Origin of the sequence: Cupriavidus gilardii, assembly GCF_008801915.1 — a bacterium.
Classification (GTDB): domain Bacteria; phylum Pseudomonadota; class Gammaproteobacteria; order Burkholderiales; family Burkholderiaceae; genus Cupriavidus; species Cupriavidus gilardii.
Genome location: NZ_VZOV01000006.1, coordinates 117,787 through 132,744, shown reverse-complemented (window position 1 = coordinate 132,744; position 14,958 = coordinate 117,787). Strand labels below are relative to the sequence as shown.

The window sequence follows — 14,958 nt, the reverse complement described above, 5'->3', positions numbered from 1 at the left end:
GGTGTGGGTGCTCTGTCGTGGGGAGGCGGCGATGGTGGCTCACTGGTACCTCATGCGGGGTAGGGGTTCGACGGGCGATCGCGCGAAAGCACGGTATTGTGACCCAAGACCCCGACCGGACAATGTCCGGAAACGACGACGCCGCGCATCGGCGCGGCGTCGTTGGCCAGCGGGTGGCGGCGCGGCGGCCAGGATGTCGGCTCGCCGCAACGCCACGTCAGCCGATCGGCAAGCGATCAGCTCTCGATCAGGATCCGCAGCATGCGGCGCAGCGGTTCGGCGGCGCCCCACAGCAGCTGGTCGCCGACGGTGAACGCCGACAGGTATTCGCCGCCCATCTGCATCTTGCGCAGGCGGCCGACCGGGATCGTCAGCGTGCCGGTCACGGCGGCCGGCGTCAGGTCGGTCATGCTGGCTTCGCGGGTGTTCGGCACGACCTTGGCCCACGGGTTATGGGCGGCCAGCATGCCTTCGATCTCGTCCAGCGGCACGTCGCGGCGCAGCTTGATGGTCAGCGCCTGCGAGTGGCAGCGCATCGCGCCGATGCGCACGCACAGCCCGTCGACCGCGATCGGCGTGGCGCCGGTGGCGCCGAGGAAACCGTCGCCGCGGCCCAGGATCTTGTTGGTCTCGGCGCCGCCCTTCCATTCCTCGCGCGACACGCCATTGCCCAGGTCCTTGTCGATCCAGGGAATCAGGTTGCCGGCCAGCGGCACGCCGAACTGCTTGGTTTCGTCGGCGGACAGGCCGTGCTGGGTCGCCAGGATGGTGCGGTCGATTTCCAGGATCGCCGAGGCCGGGTCATCCAGCAGCGGCTTGACCGCGGCGTTCAGCGTGCCGAACTGGGTCAGCAGCTCGCGCATGTGCTGGGCGCCACCGCCCGAGGCGGCCTGGTAGGTCATCGAGGTCATCCACTCGACCAGGTCGTGCTGGAACAGCCCGCCCAGGCCCATCAGCATGCAGCTGACCGTGCAGTTGCCACCGATGAAATTCTTGACGCCCTTGGACAGCGCGTCCTTGATCACACCCTGGTTGACCGGATCGAGCACGATGATCGCGTCGTCCTTCATCCGCAGCGACGAGGCCGCGTCGATCCAGTAGCCCTTCCAGCCGGCGGCCCGCAGCTTCGGGAAGACCTCGTTGGTGTAGTCCCCGCCCTGGGCGGTCAGCACGACGTCGCAGCGCTTGAGCGCTTCGATGTCGTTGGCGTCCTGCAGCGTGGTTTCGTTCTTGGCCATCGCCGGCGCCTTGCCGCCTGCGTTGGACGTGCTGAAGAAAACCGGCTCGATATGGTCGAAGTCGCGCTCTTCCTGCATGCGTTGCATCAGCACGCTGCCGACCATTCCTCGCCAACCGACGAGACCTACAATCATGACTAACCTCGGATGTGATTGAAAACTTCCCCGCATTTTCCTCGCCCGGCGTGGCTGCGCGGGGAAGACGGGCAGGCACGACGAACGATCTAGGCGATCGTGGTTTTGATAATGGTTTTAATCGTCGTTGCGGTGATGGCGCCGCGCGCACCCGCGCCCGCCGTGGCGCGCAAAGCGGCCGGCGAGGCAATTTCCGTCGGGAGGAATCGGGCGATTCGGGGCATCGGCGCAGTCTACACGATTTTGCGGGGTTGGGCTGGGGCTGTGGCGAGGGTCGGGGGCTGCTCCTCTCCCCTGGCCCGCTCTCCCCCGCCCCCTCCCGGTCCCTCTGCCGCGCGCGGCAGCGGAGAGAACACCGCAGGCATCGATGCGTGCCGCTGGAGTGCTCCCTCTCCCGCCCGCGGAAGACGGTCGGGGCGAGGGCAACCCGCGCCCGGATTCCTTACAGCGCCGCCAGCACCGCCTCGCCCATCTCGCGGGTGCCGACCTGCCTGCAGCCCGGCGTCAGGATGTCCGCGGTGCGGTAGCCCTGGGCCAGCACGGTCTTGACGGCGTTTTCGATGCGGTCGGCCTGCTCGGCCTTGTTCAGCGAATAGCGCAGCATCATCGCGGCCGACAGGATGGTCGCCAGCGGGTTGGCGACGCCCTTGCCGGCGATGTCCGGCGCCGAGCCGTGCGAGGGCTCGTACAGGCCCTTGTTGTTGGCGTCCAGTGACGCCGACGGCAGCATGCCGATCGAGCCCGTCAGCATCGCGGCCTCGTCCGACAGGATGTCGCCGAACATGTTGCCGGTGACGATCACGTCGAAGCTCTTGGGCGCCTTGACCAGCTGCATCGCGGCGTTGTCGACGTACATGTGCGACAGCTCGACGTCCGGATATTCCTTCGACACCTCGATCATGATGTCCTTCCAGAACTGGAAGGTCTCCAGCACGTTGGCCTTGTCGACGCTGCACAGCTTCTTGCCGCGCTTGGCCGCGGCCTGGAACGCGACGTGGGCGATGCGGCGGATTTCCGGCTCGCTGTAGCGCATCGTGTCGAAGCCCTCGCGCGCGCCGGGGAACAGCCCGTCGGTCGCCGTGCGCACGCCGCGCGGCTGGCCGAAGTAGATGTCGCCGTTCAGCTCGCGCACGATCAGGATGTCCAGGCCCGCGACCAGCTCCGGCTTCAGGCTCGAGGCGCCGGTCAGCTCGGGATAGCAGATCGCCGGGCGGAAGTTGGCGAACAGCTGCAGATGCTTGCGCAGGCCCAGGATCGCCTGCTCGGGGCGCAGCGCGCGCTCCAGGCTGTCGTACTTCCAGTCGCCCACCGCGCCGAACAGGATCGCGTCGGCCTGCTGCGCGAGCTTCAGCGTCTCCTCGGGCAGCGGATGGCCCTTGGCCTCGTAACCGGCGCCGCCCACCGGCGCGGTTTCCATCTCGAACTTCTCGTCGAGCGCGTTCAGGACCTTGACGGCCTGTTCGACGATCTCGGGGCCGATGCCGTCGCCCGGCAGGACTGCGATCTTCATGCTGTGTTTGCCTTGTTGTCGTTTCGGTTCGTTGCGGTTCGCCTGCAATGCAGGCAGCGCGCTGCGCGGTGCTACGCCGGCGTCAGCCGACCAGCCGGTGGTTCAGCCACGGCATCTTCGCCACGCGCTCGGCCTCGAACGCGCGGATCTTGTCCGCGTGGCGCAGCGTCAGGCCGATATCGTCGAAGCCGTTCAGCATGCAGTACTTGCGGAACGGCGCGATGTCGAACTCGAAGCCGGCGCCCGACGGCGTGATCACGGCCTGGCGCTCCAGGTCGATGGTCAGCTGGTAGCCGTTGAAGGCATTGGTCTCGTTGAACAGCTGGTCGACCTGGGCCTCGGTCAGCACCACCGGCAGCAGGCCGTTCTTGTAGCAGTTGTTGAAGAAGATGTCGGCGAAGCTCGGCGCGATCACCGCGCGGAAACCGTACTGCGTCAGCGCCCACGGCGCGTGCTCGCGCGAGCTGCCGCAGCCGAAGTTGTCGCGCGCCAGCAGGATCGACGCGCCCTGGTAGCGCGGCTGGTTCAGCACGAAGTCCGGGTTCAGCGGGCGCTTGCTGTTGTCCTGGCCCGGCTGGCCGACATCGAGATAGCGCCATTCGTCGAACAGGTTCGGACCGAATCCGGTGCGCTTGATCGACTTGAGGAATTGCTTGGGGATGATCGCGTCGGTATCGACGTTGGCGCGATCGAGCGGCGCCACCAGGCCCTTGTGTACAGTGAACTTTTCCATGGTCTCGTCCTTGGTTCCGGGGTCGGCGAGGCGTCAGCCGAGCTGGCGGATATCGACAAAATGGCCTTCGATCGCGGCCGCCGCGGCCATCGCCGGGCTGACCAGATGCGTGCGGCCGCCGGCGCCCTGCCGGCCCTCGAAGTTGCGGTTCGAGGTCGAGGCGCAGCGCTCGCCCGGATCGAGCCGGTCGGCATTCATCGCCAGGCACATCGAGCAGCCCGGCTCGCGCCATTCGAAGCCGGCGGCCTTGAAGACCTTGTCCAGCCCTTCGCGCTCGGCCTGCTCCTTGACCAGGCCCGAGCCCGGCACCACCATCGCCAGCTTGACGTTCGAGGCGATGCGGCGGCCCAGCTTCTGCACCACCCAGGCGGCGGCGCGCATGTCCTCGATCCGGCTGTTGGTGCACGAGCCGATGAAGACCTTGTCGATGCGCACGTCCTGGATCGGCACGTTCGGCTGCAGGCCCATGTACTGCAGCGCGCGTTCGATCGCGTTGCGCTTGTTCGGATCCTTCTCCTTGTCGGGATCGGGAATGCGGTCCTCGATGCTGATCACCATCTCGGGCGAGGTGCCCCAGGTGACCTGCGGACGCACTTCCTCGGCACGCAGCTCGACCACGCGGTCGAAATGCGCGCCCGGGTCCGAATGCAGCGTGCGCCAGTAGGCGACCGCCTGCTCCCACTCGGCGCCCTGCGGCGCGTAGGGGCGGCCCTTGACGTATTCCAGCGTGACGTCGTCGACGGCGATCAGGCCGGCGCGCGCGCCCGCTTCGATCGCCATGTTGCAGACGGTCATGCGCCCTTCCATCGTCAGGTCGCGGATCGCCGAGCCGGCGAACTCGATCGTGTAGCCGGTGCCGCCCGCGGTGCCGATCTTGCCGATGATCGCCAGCACGATGTCCTTCGCGGTGCAGCCGCGCGGCAGCTTGCCCTCGACCTTGACCAGCATGTTCTTCGCCTTCTTGCCCAGCAGCGTCTGCGTGGCCAGCACGTGCTCGACCTCGGAGGTGCCGATGCCGTGCGCCAGCGCGCCGAAGGCGCCGTGCGTGCTGGTGTGCGAGTCGCCGCAGACCACCGTCATGCCCGGCAGCGTCGCGCCCTGCTCCGGTCCGATCACGTGCACGATGCCCTGGCGATGATCGTTCATCTTGAACTGCGTGATGCCGTAGGCGTCGCAGTTGGCGTCCAGCGTGTCGACCTGCAGCTTCGAGATCGGGTCGGCGATGCCGTGGCTGCGGTCGGTGGTCGGCACGTTGTGGTCCGACACCGCCAGGTTCGCGCTGATGCGCCACACCGGCCGCTCGGCCAGCTTCAGCCCTTCGAACGCCTGCGGGCTGGTCACCTCGTGCAGCAGGTGCCGGTCGATATAGAGCAGCGTGGTGCCGTCTTCCTCGACGTGCACGGTATGGTCGTCCCAGAGTTTGTCGTAGAGCGTCTTGGCCATGTCGCGGGGGGCGGCGACAGCCTCGCCGAAGCGGGCCGGCACCGCTGATAGAAGTTGCGGGGAGGAGGTCTTCGCAGCGTCGAAGGCAGCGCGGGGCTGCGTGGCTGCGTTTGCTTGACTTCGGGGGGAATTATGCCGGAAAGCCCGGCGAAACAAGGGTTTGCCGCCGGCGCCGATGTAATGTGATTGGCGAAAGGGGGATTTCGCGGATGGCGAAAACGCCGTTTTTTCGCGGCGTTTTCGTCGACAAGGCGCCGCGCAGGCCGCCCCCGGCCCCCTTCAATCGAGCCGGAAAGTCCGCACCACGCCGGCCAGCCGGCCCGCCTGGTCCTGCAGCATCGCCGCCGCCGCGGTCGACTCTTCCACCAGTGCCGCGTTCTGCTGGACCATCTGGTCGAGCTGCCCCACCGCGGCGTTGACCTCCTGGATGCCGCGCGTCTGCTCCTGCGCCGCATGCAGGATTTCCGAGATCACCTGCGACACGCTGTTCACGTTGCCGACGATCTCGCGCATGGTGCTGCCGCTGCGCTCCACCTGCTCGGAGCCCGCGTTGACGCTGCTGACCGTCGACTCGATCAGTGTCTTGATCTCCCTTGCCGCCTGCGAGCTGCGCTGCGCCAGCGAGCGCACCTCGCCCGCCACCACCGCGAAGCCCCGCCCCTGCTCGCCGGCGCGCGCCGCTTCCACGGCCGCATTCAGCGCGAGGATATTGGTCTGGAACGCGATGCCGTCGATCACGCCGGTGATGTCCGACACCTTGACCGCCGCCTGCTGCACGTCGCCCATGGTCTGCACCGCGGCCTGGATCGCGTGGCCGCCCTCGTCGGCGACCTGCTTGGCCTGGACCGAAGAGCGCTCGGCGGCGCGGGCCGAGGCCTCCGACTGCCCGACGGTGGCCGTGATCTGCTCCATCGACGCGGCGGTCTGCTGCAGGCTCGCGGCCGCCGATTCGGTGCGGCGCGACAGGTCGGCATTGCCGGCGGCGATCTCGTTGGCGGCGCCGTGCACGGCCTCGCTGGCATCGCGGATCTGCCGCATCACGCCGACCAGCTTGTCGGCGAAGGCGTTGAAGGCGCCGGCGATCTGCGCCACCTCGTCCTTGCCCTGCGCCGGCAGCCGGCGCGTCAGGTCGCCGTCGCCGCTGCCGATGGCCGCCATCGCATCGCGGATCGACGACAGGCGACGGAACGAGACCGCGGTGACGGCCGCCATGATCAGCGCGGCGGCCAGCGCCACCACCACCAGCGAGATCACCGAGGCGAGCAGCACCGAGCGCATGCCGGCGGTGGCCTCGGCCTTGTCCAGCGCGATCACCGCCATCCAGTCGGTGCCCGGCACCGCCGTCACGCCCAGCAGCTTGGCCTCGTCGCCGACCATCACCTCCATCGGCGTGTCGATGCCCAGTTGCGCGGCCAGCTTGTCGCCGTCCAGGCCGGGAATCAGTTCGCCGATCGGCTTGAGCATCAGCTTGTCCTCGCCATACGCGACGATCTGGCCGTTGCGCGCCACCAGGATGCCGAAGCTGCTCGGGGTCGGATGGATCGAACGCACGTTCTCGACGACGCCGTCCATCGGCACATTGCCGCCGACCACCGCCCGCAGGCTGCCGTCGCGGATGATCGGCACCGCGAACGTCACCACCATCTTGCCGGTACTGGCCGACACATAAGGCGGGGTAACCACCGGCTTGCCCGCGGCCGAGGCGAGCTTGTACCACGGCCGCGAGGTCGGGTCGAAGCCCGGCTTGACGCTCTCGGGATTGGAAAAATGGTGGCGTTTGTCGGGGTAGCCGACGAAGGTGTTCAGAAACCCGCCAGCCTCGACGATCAGCTTCAGCACCGGACCCGGGTCGTCCTGCAGCGCGGCCTCGTGCAGCGCGGCCATGCTCGCCGTGTGGGCGGACACCCATTCGGCGATCGCATCGACATGGCCGGCCTGCACCGCGCGCAAGTTGTTGCGGATGGCTTCGTCGTTGTAGCGGGAGGCAACCAGATGATTGACCAGGGCGTTGCAGACCAGCGCGACGACGACGATGGCCACCGAAAATCCAACGATGCGCGCGCGCAGCGAGGCAAACATGTGAATACCCCTTCTCTTTTTATGGGCCGGAAGCAGACGATTGCTGCATCGATTTACGGCGCGCCGGACGAAGGGGTTGAGTAGGGACAAATCAGTAGGGGCAAATCCCCGTTCAGAAATCCGCGGAGCAAGTTCGGCGCAAAAAAAACGCCCCGTGCGGGGCACGGGGCGTTCTTCGGCGCGGGAGGAAAGGCGCGGATCAGCGCTTGCCCATCTCCGGCACGTCGCGGGTCGCGGCGCCGTTGAACAGCTGACGCGGACGGCCGATCTTGTACTCCGGATCGGTGATCATCTCTTCCCACTGCGAGATCCAGCCCACGGTGCGGGCCAGCGCAAAGATGCAGGTGAACATCGAGGTCGGGATGCCCAGCGCGCGCTGCACGATGCCCGAGTAGAAGTCGACATTCGGGTACAGCTTGCGGCTGACGAAGTACTCGTCTTCCAGCGCGATCTTTTCCAGCTCCATCGCCAGCTTGAACAGCGGGTCGTTGTGCAGGCCCAGCTCGTTGAGCACCTCGTGGCAGGTCTCGCGCATCAGCTTGGCGCGCGGGTCGTAGTTCTTGTAGACGCGGTGGCCGAAGCCCATCAGGCGCACGCCCGAGTTCTTGTCCTTGACCTGCTTGATGAACTCGCCGATGTTGTCGACGCTGCCGATCTCTTCCAGCATGTTCAGCGCCGCTTCGTTGGCGCCGCCGTGAGCCGGGCCCCACAGGCAGGCCACGCCCGAGGCGATCGCCGCGAACGGGTTGGTGCCCGACGAACCGGCCAGGCGCACGGTCGAGGTCGACGCGTTCTGCTCGTGGTCGGCATGCAGGATGAAGATGCGGTCCAGCGCGCGCTCGAGCACCGGGTTGACCTGGAACGGCGCGCACGGCGTGGCGAACATCATGCGCATGAAGTTGCCGGTGTACGACAGGTCGTTCTGCGGGTAGATGTACGGCTGGCCGATGTTGTACTTGTAGGACATCGCGACCAGAGTCGGCATCTTGGCGATCAGGCGGATCGCCGAGATTTCGCGCTGGTGCGGATCGTTGATGTCCATCGCGTCGTGATAGAACGCGGACATGCCGCCCACCAGGCCGGTCAGCACGGCCATCGGGTGCGCGTCGCGGCGGAAGCCCCGCATGAAGAACTGCATCTGCTCGTGAACCATCGTGTGGTTCATCACGCGGCCGACGAATTCTTCCTTCTGCTTGGCGTTGGGCAGTTCGCCCTTGAGCAGCAGGTAGCAGACTTCGAGGAAGTCGCACTTCTCGGCCAGTTGCTCGATCGGATAGCCGCGGTACAGCAGTTCGCCCTTGTCACCGTCGATATAGGTGATGCGGGAATTGCAGGAGGCCGTCGACATGAAACCCGGGTCGTAGGTGAACTTGCCGGTCTGGCCGTACAGCTTGCGGATGTCGATCACGTCCGGGCCGACGGTACCCTTGTAGATCGGCAGCTCGACGCTGGGGGACCCATCGGAGAACGATAGCGTGGCTTTCACATCGGACGGCGTCATGTCGGTTCCTTCAAATGCTAAGAATAATAGTGTTGACCAAACTCACACCGAGCGCAGCAGGCCAAGCAGCTTGCGCATCGGCGGCGTGTCGAGCTCACCGTCCAGCTCCTTGCGGGCAAGCAGCAGGTCCATCAACTCGTTGTCGCTGAGCTCGAGCAGCTGGCTCAGCGATGCCACGTCCTCGTCGGACAGGCTCTCCTCGTAACGGTTGAAAAAACGTTCGACGATGATGTCGTTCTCCAGCAGGCCGCGGCGCGCGCGCCAGCGCAGTCGCGCCCGCTTGTGCGGGTCGGCCTGATGGGAGAAAGGGGTGGGGTGATCCGTCATATGGCTTGGCCTTCACGGACGACGCCGCGCGGCGTCGTCCGGTCCAGCAGGTTCAGACCGCGCGGCGAACCATCAATTCCCGAATCTTGCCGATCGCCTTGGTCGGATTCAGTCCCTTCGGGCACACATCCACGCAGTTCATGATGGTGTGGCAGCGGAACAGGCGATACGGGTCGTTCAGGTCGTCCAGACGCTGGCCGGTGGCCTGGTCGCGGCTGTCGGCGATGAAGCGGTAAGCCTGCAGCAGGCCGGCCGGGCCGACGAACTTGTCCGGGTTCCACCAGAACGACGGGCACGAGGTCGAGCAGCTCGCGCACAGAATACACTCGTACAGGCCGTCAAGCTCGTCGCGCTCTTCCGGCGTCTGCAGGCGCTCCTTCTCGGGGGGCGGCTCGTCGTTGATCAGGAACGGCTTGATCGAGTGGTACTGCTTGAAGAACTGCGTCATGTCGACGATCAGGTCGCGCACGACGGGCAGGCCCGGCAGCGGACGCAGCACGATGCGGTCCGGCAGCTCGCGCATGTTGGTCAGGCACGCCAGGCCGTTCTTGCCGTTGATGTTCATCGCGTCCGAACCGCACACGCCTTCGCGGCAGGAGCGGCGGAACGAGATGCTCTCGTCGAGCTTCTTCAGCTTGACCAGGGCATCGAGCAGCATGCGTTCGTGACCGTCGAGCTCGACCTCGTAGGTCTGCATGCGGGGCGCCGCGTCCTTGTCCGGATCGTAGCGGTAGACTTCGAAAATACGCTTCATTTCTGTGGGTCCTGTAGTCGTCTGTAGTCGCCTACGCGGTGCTTAGAAGGTGCGGGCCTTGGGCGGAACGCTCTCCACCGTCAGCGGCTGCATCTTGACCGGCTTGTAGTCGAGACGGTTGCCTTCGCTGTAGAACAGCGAGTGCTTGAGCCAGTTCTCGTCGTCGCGGGTCGGGAAGTCGCTGTGGGCGTGGGCGCCGCGCGATTCCTTGCGGGCCGCCGCCGAGATCATCGTGGCCTTGGCCACTTCGACCAGGTTGGCCACTTCCAGCGCCTCGACCAGCGCGGTGTTGAACACCTTCGACTTGTCCTTCAGGTGGATGCTGTCGGCGCGCTCGGCCACTTCCAGGATGCGCTGCACGCCTTCGTCCATCAGCTTCTGCGTGCGGAACACGCCGGCGTGCGACTGCATGTTGCGGCGGATGTCGTTGGCGACGTCCTGCGCATACTCGCCCGACGAGGACGACTGCAGCTTCGCGAGGCGCGACAGCGCGCGGTCGGCGGCGTCGGCCGGCAGCGGCTTGTGTTCCTTCTGCTTGAGCGCGGTCGAGATGATGTGGTTGCCGGCGGCGCGGCCGAACACCACCAGGTCCAGCAGCGAGTTGGTGCCCAGGCGGTTGGCGCCGTGCACCGACACGCACGAGCATTCGCCGATCGCGTAGAAGCCGTTGACGACCTCGTTCGGGTTGCCGTTCTTCGGCACCACCACCTGGCCGTAGTAGTTGGTCGGAATGCCGCCCATCTGGTAGTGGATGGTCGGCACGACCGGGATCGGTTCCTTGATCGCGTCGACGTTGGCGAACTTCAGGCCGATCTCGCGGATCGACGGCAGGCGCTTCATGATCTTCTCGGCGCCGACGTGGGTCAGGTCGAGCAGCACGTAGTCGCCGTTCGGGCCGCAGCCGCGGCCTTCCTTGATTTCCTGGTCCATCGAGCGCGAGACGAAGTCGCGCGGCGCCAGGTCCTTCAGCGTCGGCGCGTAGCGCTCCATGAAGCGCTCGCCGTCCTTGTTGCGCAGGATGCCGCCTTCGCCGCGCACGCCTTCGGTGATCAGCACGCCCGCGCCGGCCACGCCGGTCGGGTGGAACTGCCAGAACTCCATGTCTTCCAGCGGCACGCCCGCGCGCGCCGCCATGCCGAGGCCGTCACCGGTATTGATGAAGGCGTTGGTCGACGCGGCGTAGATGCGGCCGGCACCGCCAGTGGCGAACAGCGTGGTCTTGGCCTCGAGGATGTAGACCTCGCCGGTTTCCATTTCCAGCGCGGTCACGCCCAGCACATCGCCGTCCTGGTCGCGGATCAGGTCCAGCGCCATCCATTCGACGAAGAAGTGGGTCTTGGCGCGGACATTGCGCTGGTACAGCGTGTGCAGCAGCGCGTGGCCGGTACGGTCGGCCGCGGCGCAGGCACGCTGCACCGGCTTCTCGCCGTAGTTGGCGGTGTGGCCGCCGAACGGACGCTGGTAGATCGTGCCGTCGGGGTTGCGGTCGAACGGCATGCCGAAGTGTTCGAGCTCGTAGACCACCTTCGGCGCTTCACGGCACATGAACTCGATGGCGTCCTGGTCGCCCAGCCAGTCCGAGCCCTTGACCGTGTCGTAGAAGTGATAGTGCCAGTTGTCCTCGCTCATGTTGCCGAGCGAGGCACCGATGCCGCCCTGCGCCGCCACCGTGTGCGAGCGCGTGGGGAACACCTTGGAAAGCACGGCGACGTTCAGGCCGGCTTCCGCGAGCTGGAGGGATGCGCGCATCCCGGCGCCGCCCGCCCCGACGATGACCACGTCAAAGCGCCGACGCGGCAATCCAGTCTTGACTGCGACCATGAATTACACCCTCCAGAGAATCTGAGCAGCGTAGCCCGCGCATCCGACGAGCCACAGAATCGTAAGAACTTGCAGCACGAGGCGAACCGCCATCGGCTTCACATAGTCCATCCAGATGTCGCGCACGCCGATCCAGGCGTGATAGAGCAGCGACAGGATCGTGACGAACGTCAGGATCTTCATCCATTGATTGGCGAACAGGCCTGCCCAGCCCTCATACGAGGCACCGTTCGACAACAGGAACGCCACCGCCAGCACGACGGTGTAGATCACCATCACCACGGCGGTCACGCGTTGGACCAGCCATTCCTTCATGCCGTAGTGGGCACCGACGACCAGACGCTTGGGACCGATATTGTTATTTGCCACCTTGCATGCTCCTCAAAACACGCCGAACAGCTTCAGGCCGAACACCGCGGTCAGCAGCAGGCTGACGATCAGCACGGCGATGGCCGACTTGGCCGACGACGGCTTGTCCACGCCGACGTGCATGTCCAGCAGGAGGAAGCGGATACCGGCGCAGAAGTGATGCAGATAGCCCCAGATCAGAACCAGCAGAACCAGCTTGACGAAGCCACCGGACAGAAGGGCCGAGAACTTTGCGAAGCTCAGTTCGGAAGTGACGCTCTGCTCGAAGAGGTAGAGGATGAAAGGAAGGAGGAGGAACAGCAGCGCACCGCTGACGCGATGCAGGATGGACACCTTGCCGGCCCAGGGCAACCGGTAGCGTGCGAGTTGCCCGATACCGATATTCCGGAACTCCGGCCTGGCTTGTTTGACGGCTTCAGCCATGCGAGACCCCATTAGCGAAAAAAAACGAAAGAGCCGAATGCACAATGTGCAAATCCACGTGATTTTAGCGCCTTTGTTGCGCGGCGCACCAATAATTTTCGACTATCGCACACCAACATGGCGGCCGCGACAATCGCTCGCAACGCCGTTCGACGACGATCGCGCAACGATCTGGCGGCGCCGGATTTCACGCCGCCGCCGCGCGTCCGCGGCACCTTCCGCCACCTTCGCCGCGCATTCCAATCGCCCCGCGCAATGCCGGCCGCCGTTGACGGCGAGGCGCGCAACAATCGTCCGCGTCATGCGGTGTTCTCGCGCGTGGGTGCGCGGGGCCGTTCAGCTCAGATCGTTCTGGTAATAGTGCCGCGTGGTCACATACAGCCCGCGCCGTACTTCGACGGGACGGTCGCCGTAGGTGAATGAAACCCGCTCGACCGACAGCAGCGGCGAGCCCGGCTCGACCGACAGCAGCGCGGCGGCGGTCTCGTCGGCGCTGACCGCGCGGATCTTCTCGGTGGCGCGGACCATGCGCGTACCGAACTCGGCCTCGAACAGCGCGTACATCGGCCCTTTCCACTCGGTCAGCTTCTCCGCCGTCAGGCCCTTGAAGTTCGCGCCCAGCAGCCAGATGTCGTCGAGCACGGTGGCTTCGCCGGAGAAGAACAGCACGCGGCGGATCTGCACCACGCTGTCGCCGGTGCGGATATCGAGCAGCCGCGCGATCTCGGCCGGCGCCCGCAGGCGCTTGCATTCGAGCACCCGGCTGGCGCCGTAGTGCGGCTCGCCCTCGTCCGGGACCAGCCGCAGGAATCGGAACTTGACCACGTCCTCGTGATGGGTCGTCACGAAGGTACCCTTGCCCTGCCGGCGCGCCACCAGGTTCTCGGCCGCGAGCTCGTCGATGGCCTTGCGCACCGTGCCCTGGCTGACCTTGTAGCGGGCCGCCAGCTCCATCTCGCTGGGAATCATCTCGCCCGGCTTCCATTCGCCGGACTGCAGGCTCTGCAGGATCAGCGACTTGATCTGCTGGTACAGCGGGCTGAAGGTCGGGGAAACGCCCGCGCTGGCGGCGCTCGAGGCGGCCGGGGCACTGGCGGGCGCGGACGCCGACGTCCCGGCGCCGGGCGTGGCGGCGCCATCTTGCGCGGCCGGCACGGCGGCGGCGAGGGACGTGGGCAACGTGGACATAGGCGGATTTCACCACAGATCGGCAAAGCGCGTCCAGCGCTGCATCAAATGTCTTATGTCTTATATAAGACATATGAATTGACAGCCCATGCCACGGCGCCTACACTCGCGCCGTGTCGTGCGCCCGCGGTGCGCACTCCGGGGTGCGCCGTGGCGCTCGCTTTGGTGCTGTCGCTCCCGCCTGCGCCGGAATACGGCTGGATGCGGTCCGCGGCTTCGCAGTAGACTTACGCCTTGTCGTCATCCGCGGTCTTTCGCAGCCGCCGCACCCCCGCCCGCCCTGCCGAGCCCGGCGCCGGACGGTGCGCCGCCGCCCGTGGCGACAACCTCCCTCCCGGTGTGCCCCGGCGCGATCGCGCGACAGATCGCGCGCCGCGCCTCGTGCCGCACCGGCCGGTTTCCCTTTCTTCGTTTGGAGACTTACAGATGGCTAAAGCCCCCATGCGCGTCGCAGTGACCGGCGCCGCTGGCCAGATCGGCTACTCCCTGCTGTTCCGCATCGCCAACGGCGACATGCTCGGCAAAGACCAGCCGGTCATCCTGCAGCTGCTGGACCTGCCGCAGGCCCAGAACGCCGTCAAGGGCGTCGTGATGGAGCTGGAAGACTGCGCGTTCCCGCTGCTGGCCGGCGTGGTGATCACCGACGATCCCAAGGTCGCGTTCAAGGATGCCGACGTCGCGCTGCTGGTCGGCGCCCGTCCGCGCAGCAAGGGCATGGAGCGCAAGGACCTGCTCGAAGCGAACGCGCAGATCTTCACGGTGCAGGGCAAGGCGCTGGACGAAGTCGCCAGCCGCAACGTCAAGGTGCTGGTGGTCGGCAACCCGGCCAACACCAACGCCTATATCGCGATGAAGTCGGCACCGAACCTGCCGAAGGAAAACTTCACCGCGATGCTGCGCCTGGACCACAACCGCGCGCTGTCGCAGATCGCCGCCAAGACCGGCAAGCCGGTGTCGTCGATCGAGAAGCTGTTCGTCTGGGGCAACCACAGCCCGACCATGTACGCCGACTACCGCTACGCGACCGTCGACGGCCAGAGCGTCAAGGACCTGATCAACGACCACGCCTGGAACAACGACGTGTTCCTGCCGACCGTCGGCAAGCGCGGCGCCGCGATCATCGAGGCGCGCGGCCTGTCGTCGGCCGCGTCGGCCGCCAATGCGGCGATCGACCACGTGCGTGACTGGGTGCTGGGCTCGAACGGCAAGTGGGTCACGATGGGCATCCCGTCGGACGGCTCGTACGGCATCCCGCAGGACGTGATGTTCGGCTTCCCGGTCACCACCGCCAACGGCAAGTACGAACTGGTCAAGGGCCTGGAGATCGACGCCTACAGCCAGGAAAAGATCAACATCACGCTGAAGGAACTGGAAGAGGAACGCGCCGGCGTGCAGCACCTGCTGGGCTGATACCCTTCCCTTCGCCGCATGCGAAAC

Annotated in this window: 14 protein-coding genes; 1 reads left to right on the top strand and 13 read right to left on the bottom strand. The window is 66.3% G+C overall.

Going from position 1 to position 14,958, the window contains the following annotated elements; all coding sequences use genetic code 11:
- Nucleotides 1–236: 236 nt before the first annotated feature.
- From asd to F7Q96_RS10210, 13 genes are all read right to left on the bottom strand, one after another.
- On the bottom strand, nucleotides 237–1,373 hold the full coding sequence (gene asd / locus F7Q96_RS10265; RefSeq protein WP_006578096.1) for an aspartate-semialdehyde dehydrogenase: 1,137 nt from the start codon (nucleotides 1,371–1,373) through the stop codon (nucleotides 237–239).
- Nucleotides 1,374–1,462: 89 nt separating this feature from the next.
- A complete protein-coding gene (locus F7Q96_RS27380) occupies nucleotides 1,463–1,597 on the bottom strand; it encodes a hypothetical protein (RefSeq protein ID WP_257720530.1) in 135 nt (44 codons plus the stop codon).
- Nucleotides 1,598–1,815: 218 nt separating this feature from the next.
- Entirely contained in the window at nucleotides 1,816–2,883 is a 1,068-nt protein-coding gene (gene leuB, locus F7Q96_RS10260) for a 3-isopropylmalate dehydrogenase (protein WP_053822191.1), read from the bottom strand.
- A gap of 82 nt (nucleotides 2,884–2,965) precedes the next feature.
- Nucleotides 2,966–3,616: a 3-isopropylmalate dehydratase small subunit gene (gene leuD, locus F7Q96_RS10255; RefSeq protein ID WP_023263465.1), complete on the bottom strand. Its 651-nt coding sequence runs from the start codon at nucleotides 3,614–3,616 to the stop codon at nucleotides 2,966–2,968.
- A gap of 33 nt (nucleotides 3,617–3,649) precedes the next feature.
- The gene (gene leuC, locus F7Q96_RS10250; RefSeq protein ID WP_053822192.1) at nucleotides 3,650–5,059 is read right to left on the bottom strand and encodes a 3-isopropylmalate dehydratase large subunit; all 1,410 of its coding nucleotides are present in this window, start codon (nucleotides 5,057–5,059) and stop codon (nucleotides 3,650–3,652) included.
- Between the two features lie 279 nt (nucleotides 5,060–5,338).
- Nucleotides 5,339–7,138, bottom strand: coding sequence for a methyl-accepting chemotaxis protein (locus F7Q96_RS10245; protein ID WP_151022591.1), 1,800 nt, complete (start codon nucleotides 7,136–7,138; stop codon nucleotides 5,339–5,341).
- Nucleotides 7,139–7,337: 199 nt separating this feature from the next.
- Complete coding sequence (gene gltA / locus F7Q96_RS10240) at nucleotides 7,338–8,639, bottom strand: citrate synthase (protein WP_006578089.1); 1,302 nt, start codon at nucleotides 8,637–8,639, stop codon at nucleotides 7,338–7,340.
- A gap of 42 nt (nucleotides 8,640–8,681) precedes the next feature.
- A complete protein-coding gene (locus F7Q96_RS10235; RefSeq protein ID WP_053822194.1) occupies nucleotides 8,682–8,966 on the bottom strand; it encodes an FAD assembly factor SdhE in 285 nt (94 codons plus the stop codon).
- Nucleotides 8,967–9,018: 52 nt separating this feature from the next.
- The gene (locus F7Q96_RS10230; protein ID WP_006578087.1) at nucleotides 9,019–9,720 is read right to left on the bottom strand and encodes a succinate dehydrogenase iron-sulfur subunit; all 702 of its coding nucleotides are present in this window, start codon (nucleotides 9,718–9,720) and stop codon (nucleotides 9,019–9,021) included.
- 42 nt (nucleotides 9,721–9,762) lie between these two features.
- The gene (sdhA, locus tag F7Q96_RS10225) at nucleotides 9,763–11,541 is read right to left on the bottom strand and encodes a succinate dehydrogenase flavoprotein subunit (protein WP_053822195.1); all 1,779 of its coding nucleotides are present in this window, start codon (nucleotides 11,539–11,541) and stop codon (nucleotides 9,763–9,765) included.
- Nucleotides 11,542–11,544: 3 nt separating this feature from the next.
- Nucleotides 11,545–11,856, bottom strand: coding sequence for a succinate dehydrogenase, hydrophobic membrane anchor protein (sdhD, locus tag F7Q96_RS10220; protein ID WP_052511249.1), 312 nt, complete (start codon nucleotides 11,854–11,856; stop codon nucleotides 11,545–11,547).
- Between the two features lie 66 nt (nucleotides 11,857–11,922).
- Entirely contained in the window at nucleotides 11,923–12,333 is a 411-nt protein-coding gene (gene sdhC / locus F7Q96_RS10215) for a succinate dehydrogenase, cytochrome b556 subunit (RefSeq protein WP_006578084.1), read from the bottom strand.
- A gap of 336 nt (nucleotides 12,334–12,669) precedes the next feature.
- On the bottom strand, nucleotides 12,670–13,521 hold the full coding sequence (locus tag F7Q96_RS10210) for a GntR family transcriptional regulator (protein ID WP_053822196.1): 852 nt from the start codon (nucleotides 13,519–13,521) through the stop codon (nucleotides 12,670–12,672).
- 426 nt (nucleotides 13,522–13,947) lie between these two features.
- Between F7Q96_RS10210 and F7Q96_RS10205 the strand changes: the two genes are divergently transcribed.
- Entirely contained in the window at nucleotides 13,948–14,931 is a 984-nt protein-coding gene (locus F7Q96_RS10205) for a malate dehydrogenase (protein ID WP_006578853.1), read from the top strand.
- The last annotated feature ends 27 nt before the right edge of the window (nucleotides 14,932–14,958 follow it).

Coding starts and splice junctions, on each gene's coding strand:
- F7Q96_RS10210 (WP_053822196.1), bottom strand. CDS start 13,521: ATGTCCACGTTGCCCACGTCCCTCGCCGCCGCCGTGCCGGCCGCGCAA.
- asd (WP_006578096.1), bottom strand. CDS start 1,373: ATGATTGTAGGTCTCGTCGGTTGGCGAGGAATGGTCGGCAGCGTGCTG.
- gltA (WP_006578089.1), bottom strand. CDS start 8,639: ATGACGCCGTCCGATGTGAAAGCCACGCTATCGTTCTCCGATGGGTCC.
- leuD (WP_023263465.1), bottom strand. CDS start 3,616: ATGGAAAAGTTCACTGTACACAAGGGCCTGGTGGCGCCGCTCGATCGC.
- leuC (WP_053822192.1), bottom strand. CDS start 5,059: ATGGCCAAGACGCTCTACGACAAACTCTGGGACGACCATACCGTGCAC.
- sdhD (WP_052511249.1), bottom strand. CDS start 11,856: ATGAAGGAATGGCTGGTCCAACGCGTGACCGCCGTGGTGATGGTGATC.
- leuB (WP_053822191.1), bottom strand. CDS start 2,883: ATGAAGATCGCAGTCCTGCCGGGCGACGGCATCGGCCCCGAGATCGTC.
- F7Q96_RS10235 (WP_053822194.1), bottom strand. CDS start 8,966: ATGACGGATCACCCCACCCCTTTCTCCCATCAGGCCGACCCGCACAAG.
- F7Q96_RS10205 (WP_006578853.1), top strand. CDS start 13,948: ATGGCTAAAGCCCCCATGCGCGTCGCAGTGACCGGCGCCGCTGGCCAG.
- F7Q96_RS10230 (WP_006578087.1), bottom strand. CDS start 9,720: ATGAAGCGTATTTTCGAAGTCTACCGCTACGATCCGGACAAGGACGCG.
- F7Q96_RS10245 (WP_151022591.1), bottom strand. CDS start 7,138: ATGTTTGCCTCGCTGCGCGCGCGCATCGTTGGATTTTCGGTGGCCATC.
- F7Q96_RS27380 (WP_257720530.1), bottom strand. CDS start 1,597: ATGCCCCGAATCGCCCGATTCCTCCCGACGGAAATTGCCTCGCCGGCC.
- sdhA (WP_053822195.1), bottom strand. CDS start 11,541: ATGGTCGCAGTCAAGACTGGATTGCCGCGTCGGCGCTTTGACGTGGTC.
- sdhC (WP_006578084.1), bottom strand. CDS start 12,333: ATGGCTGAAGCCGTCAAACAAGCCAGGCCGGAGTTCCGGAATATCGGT.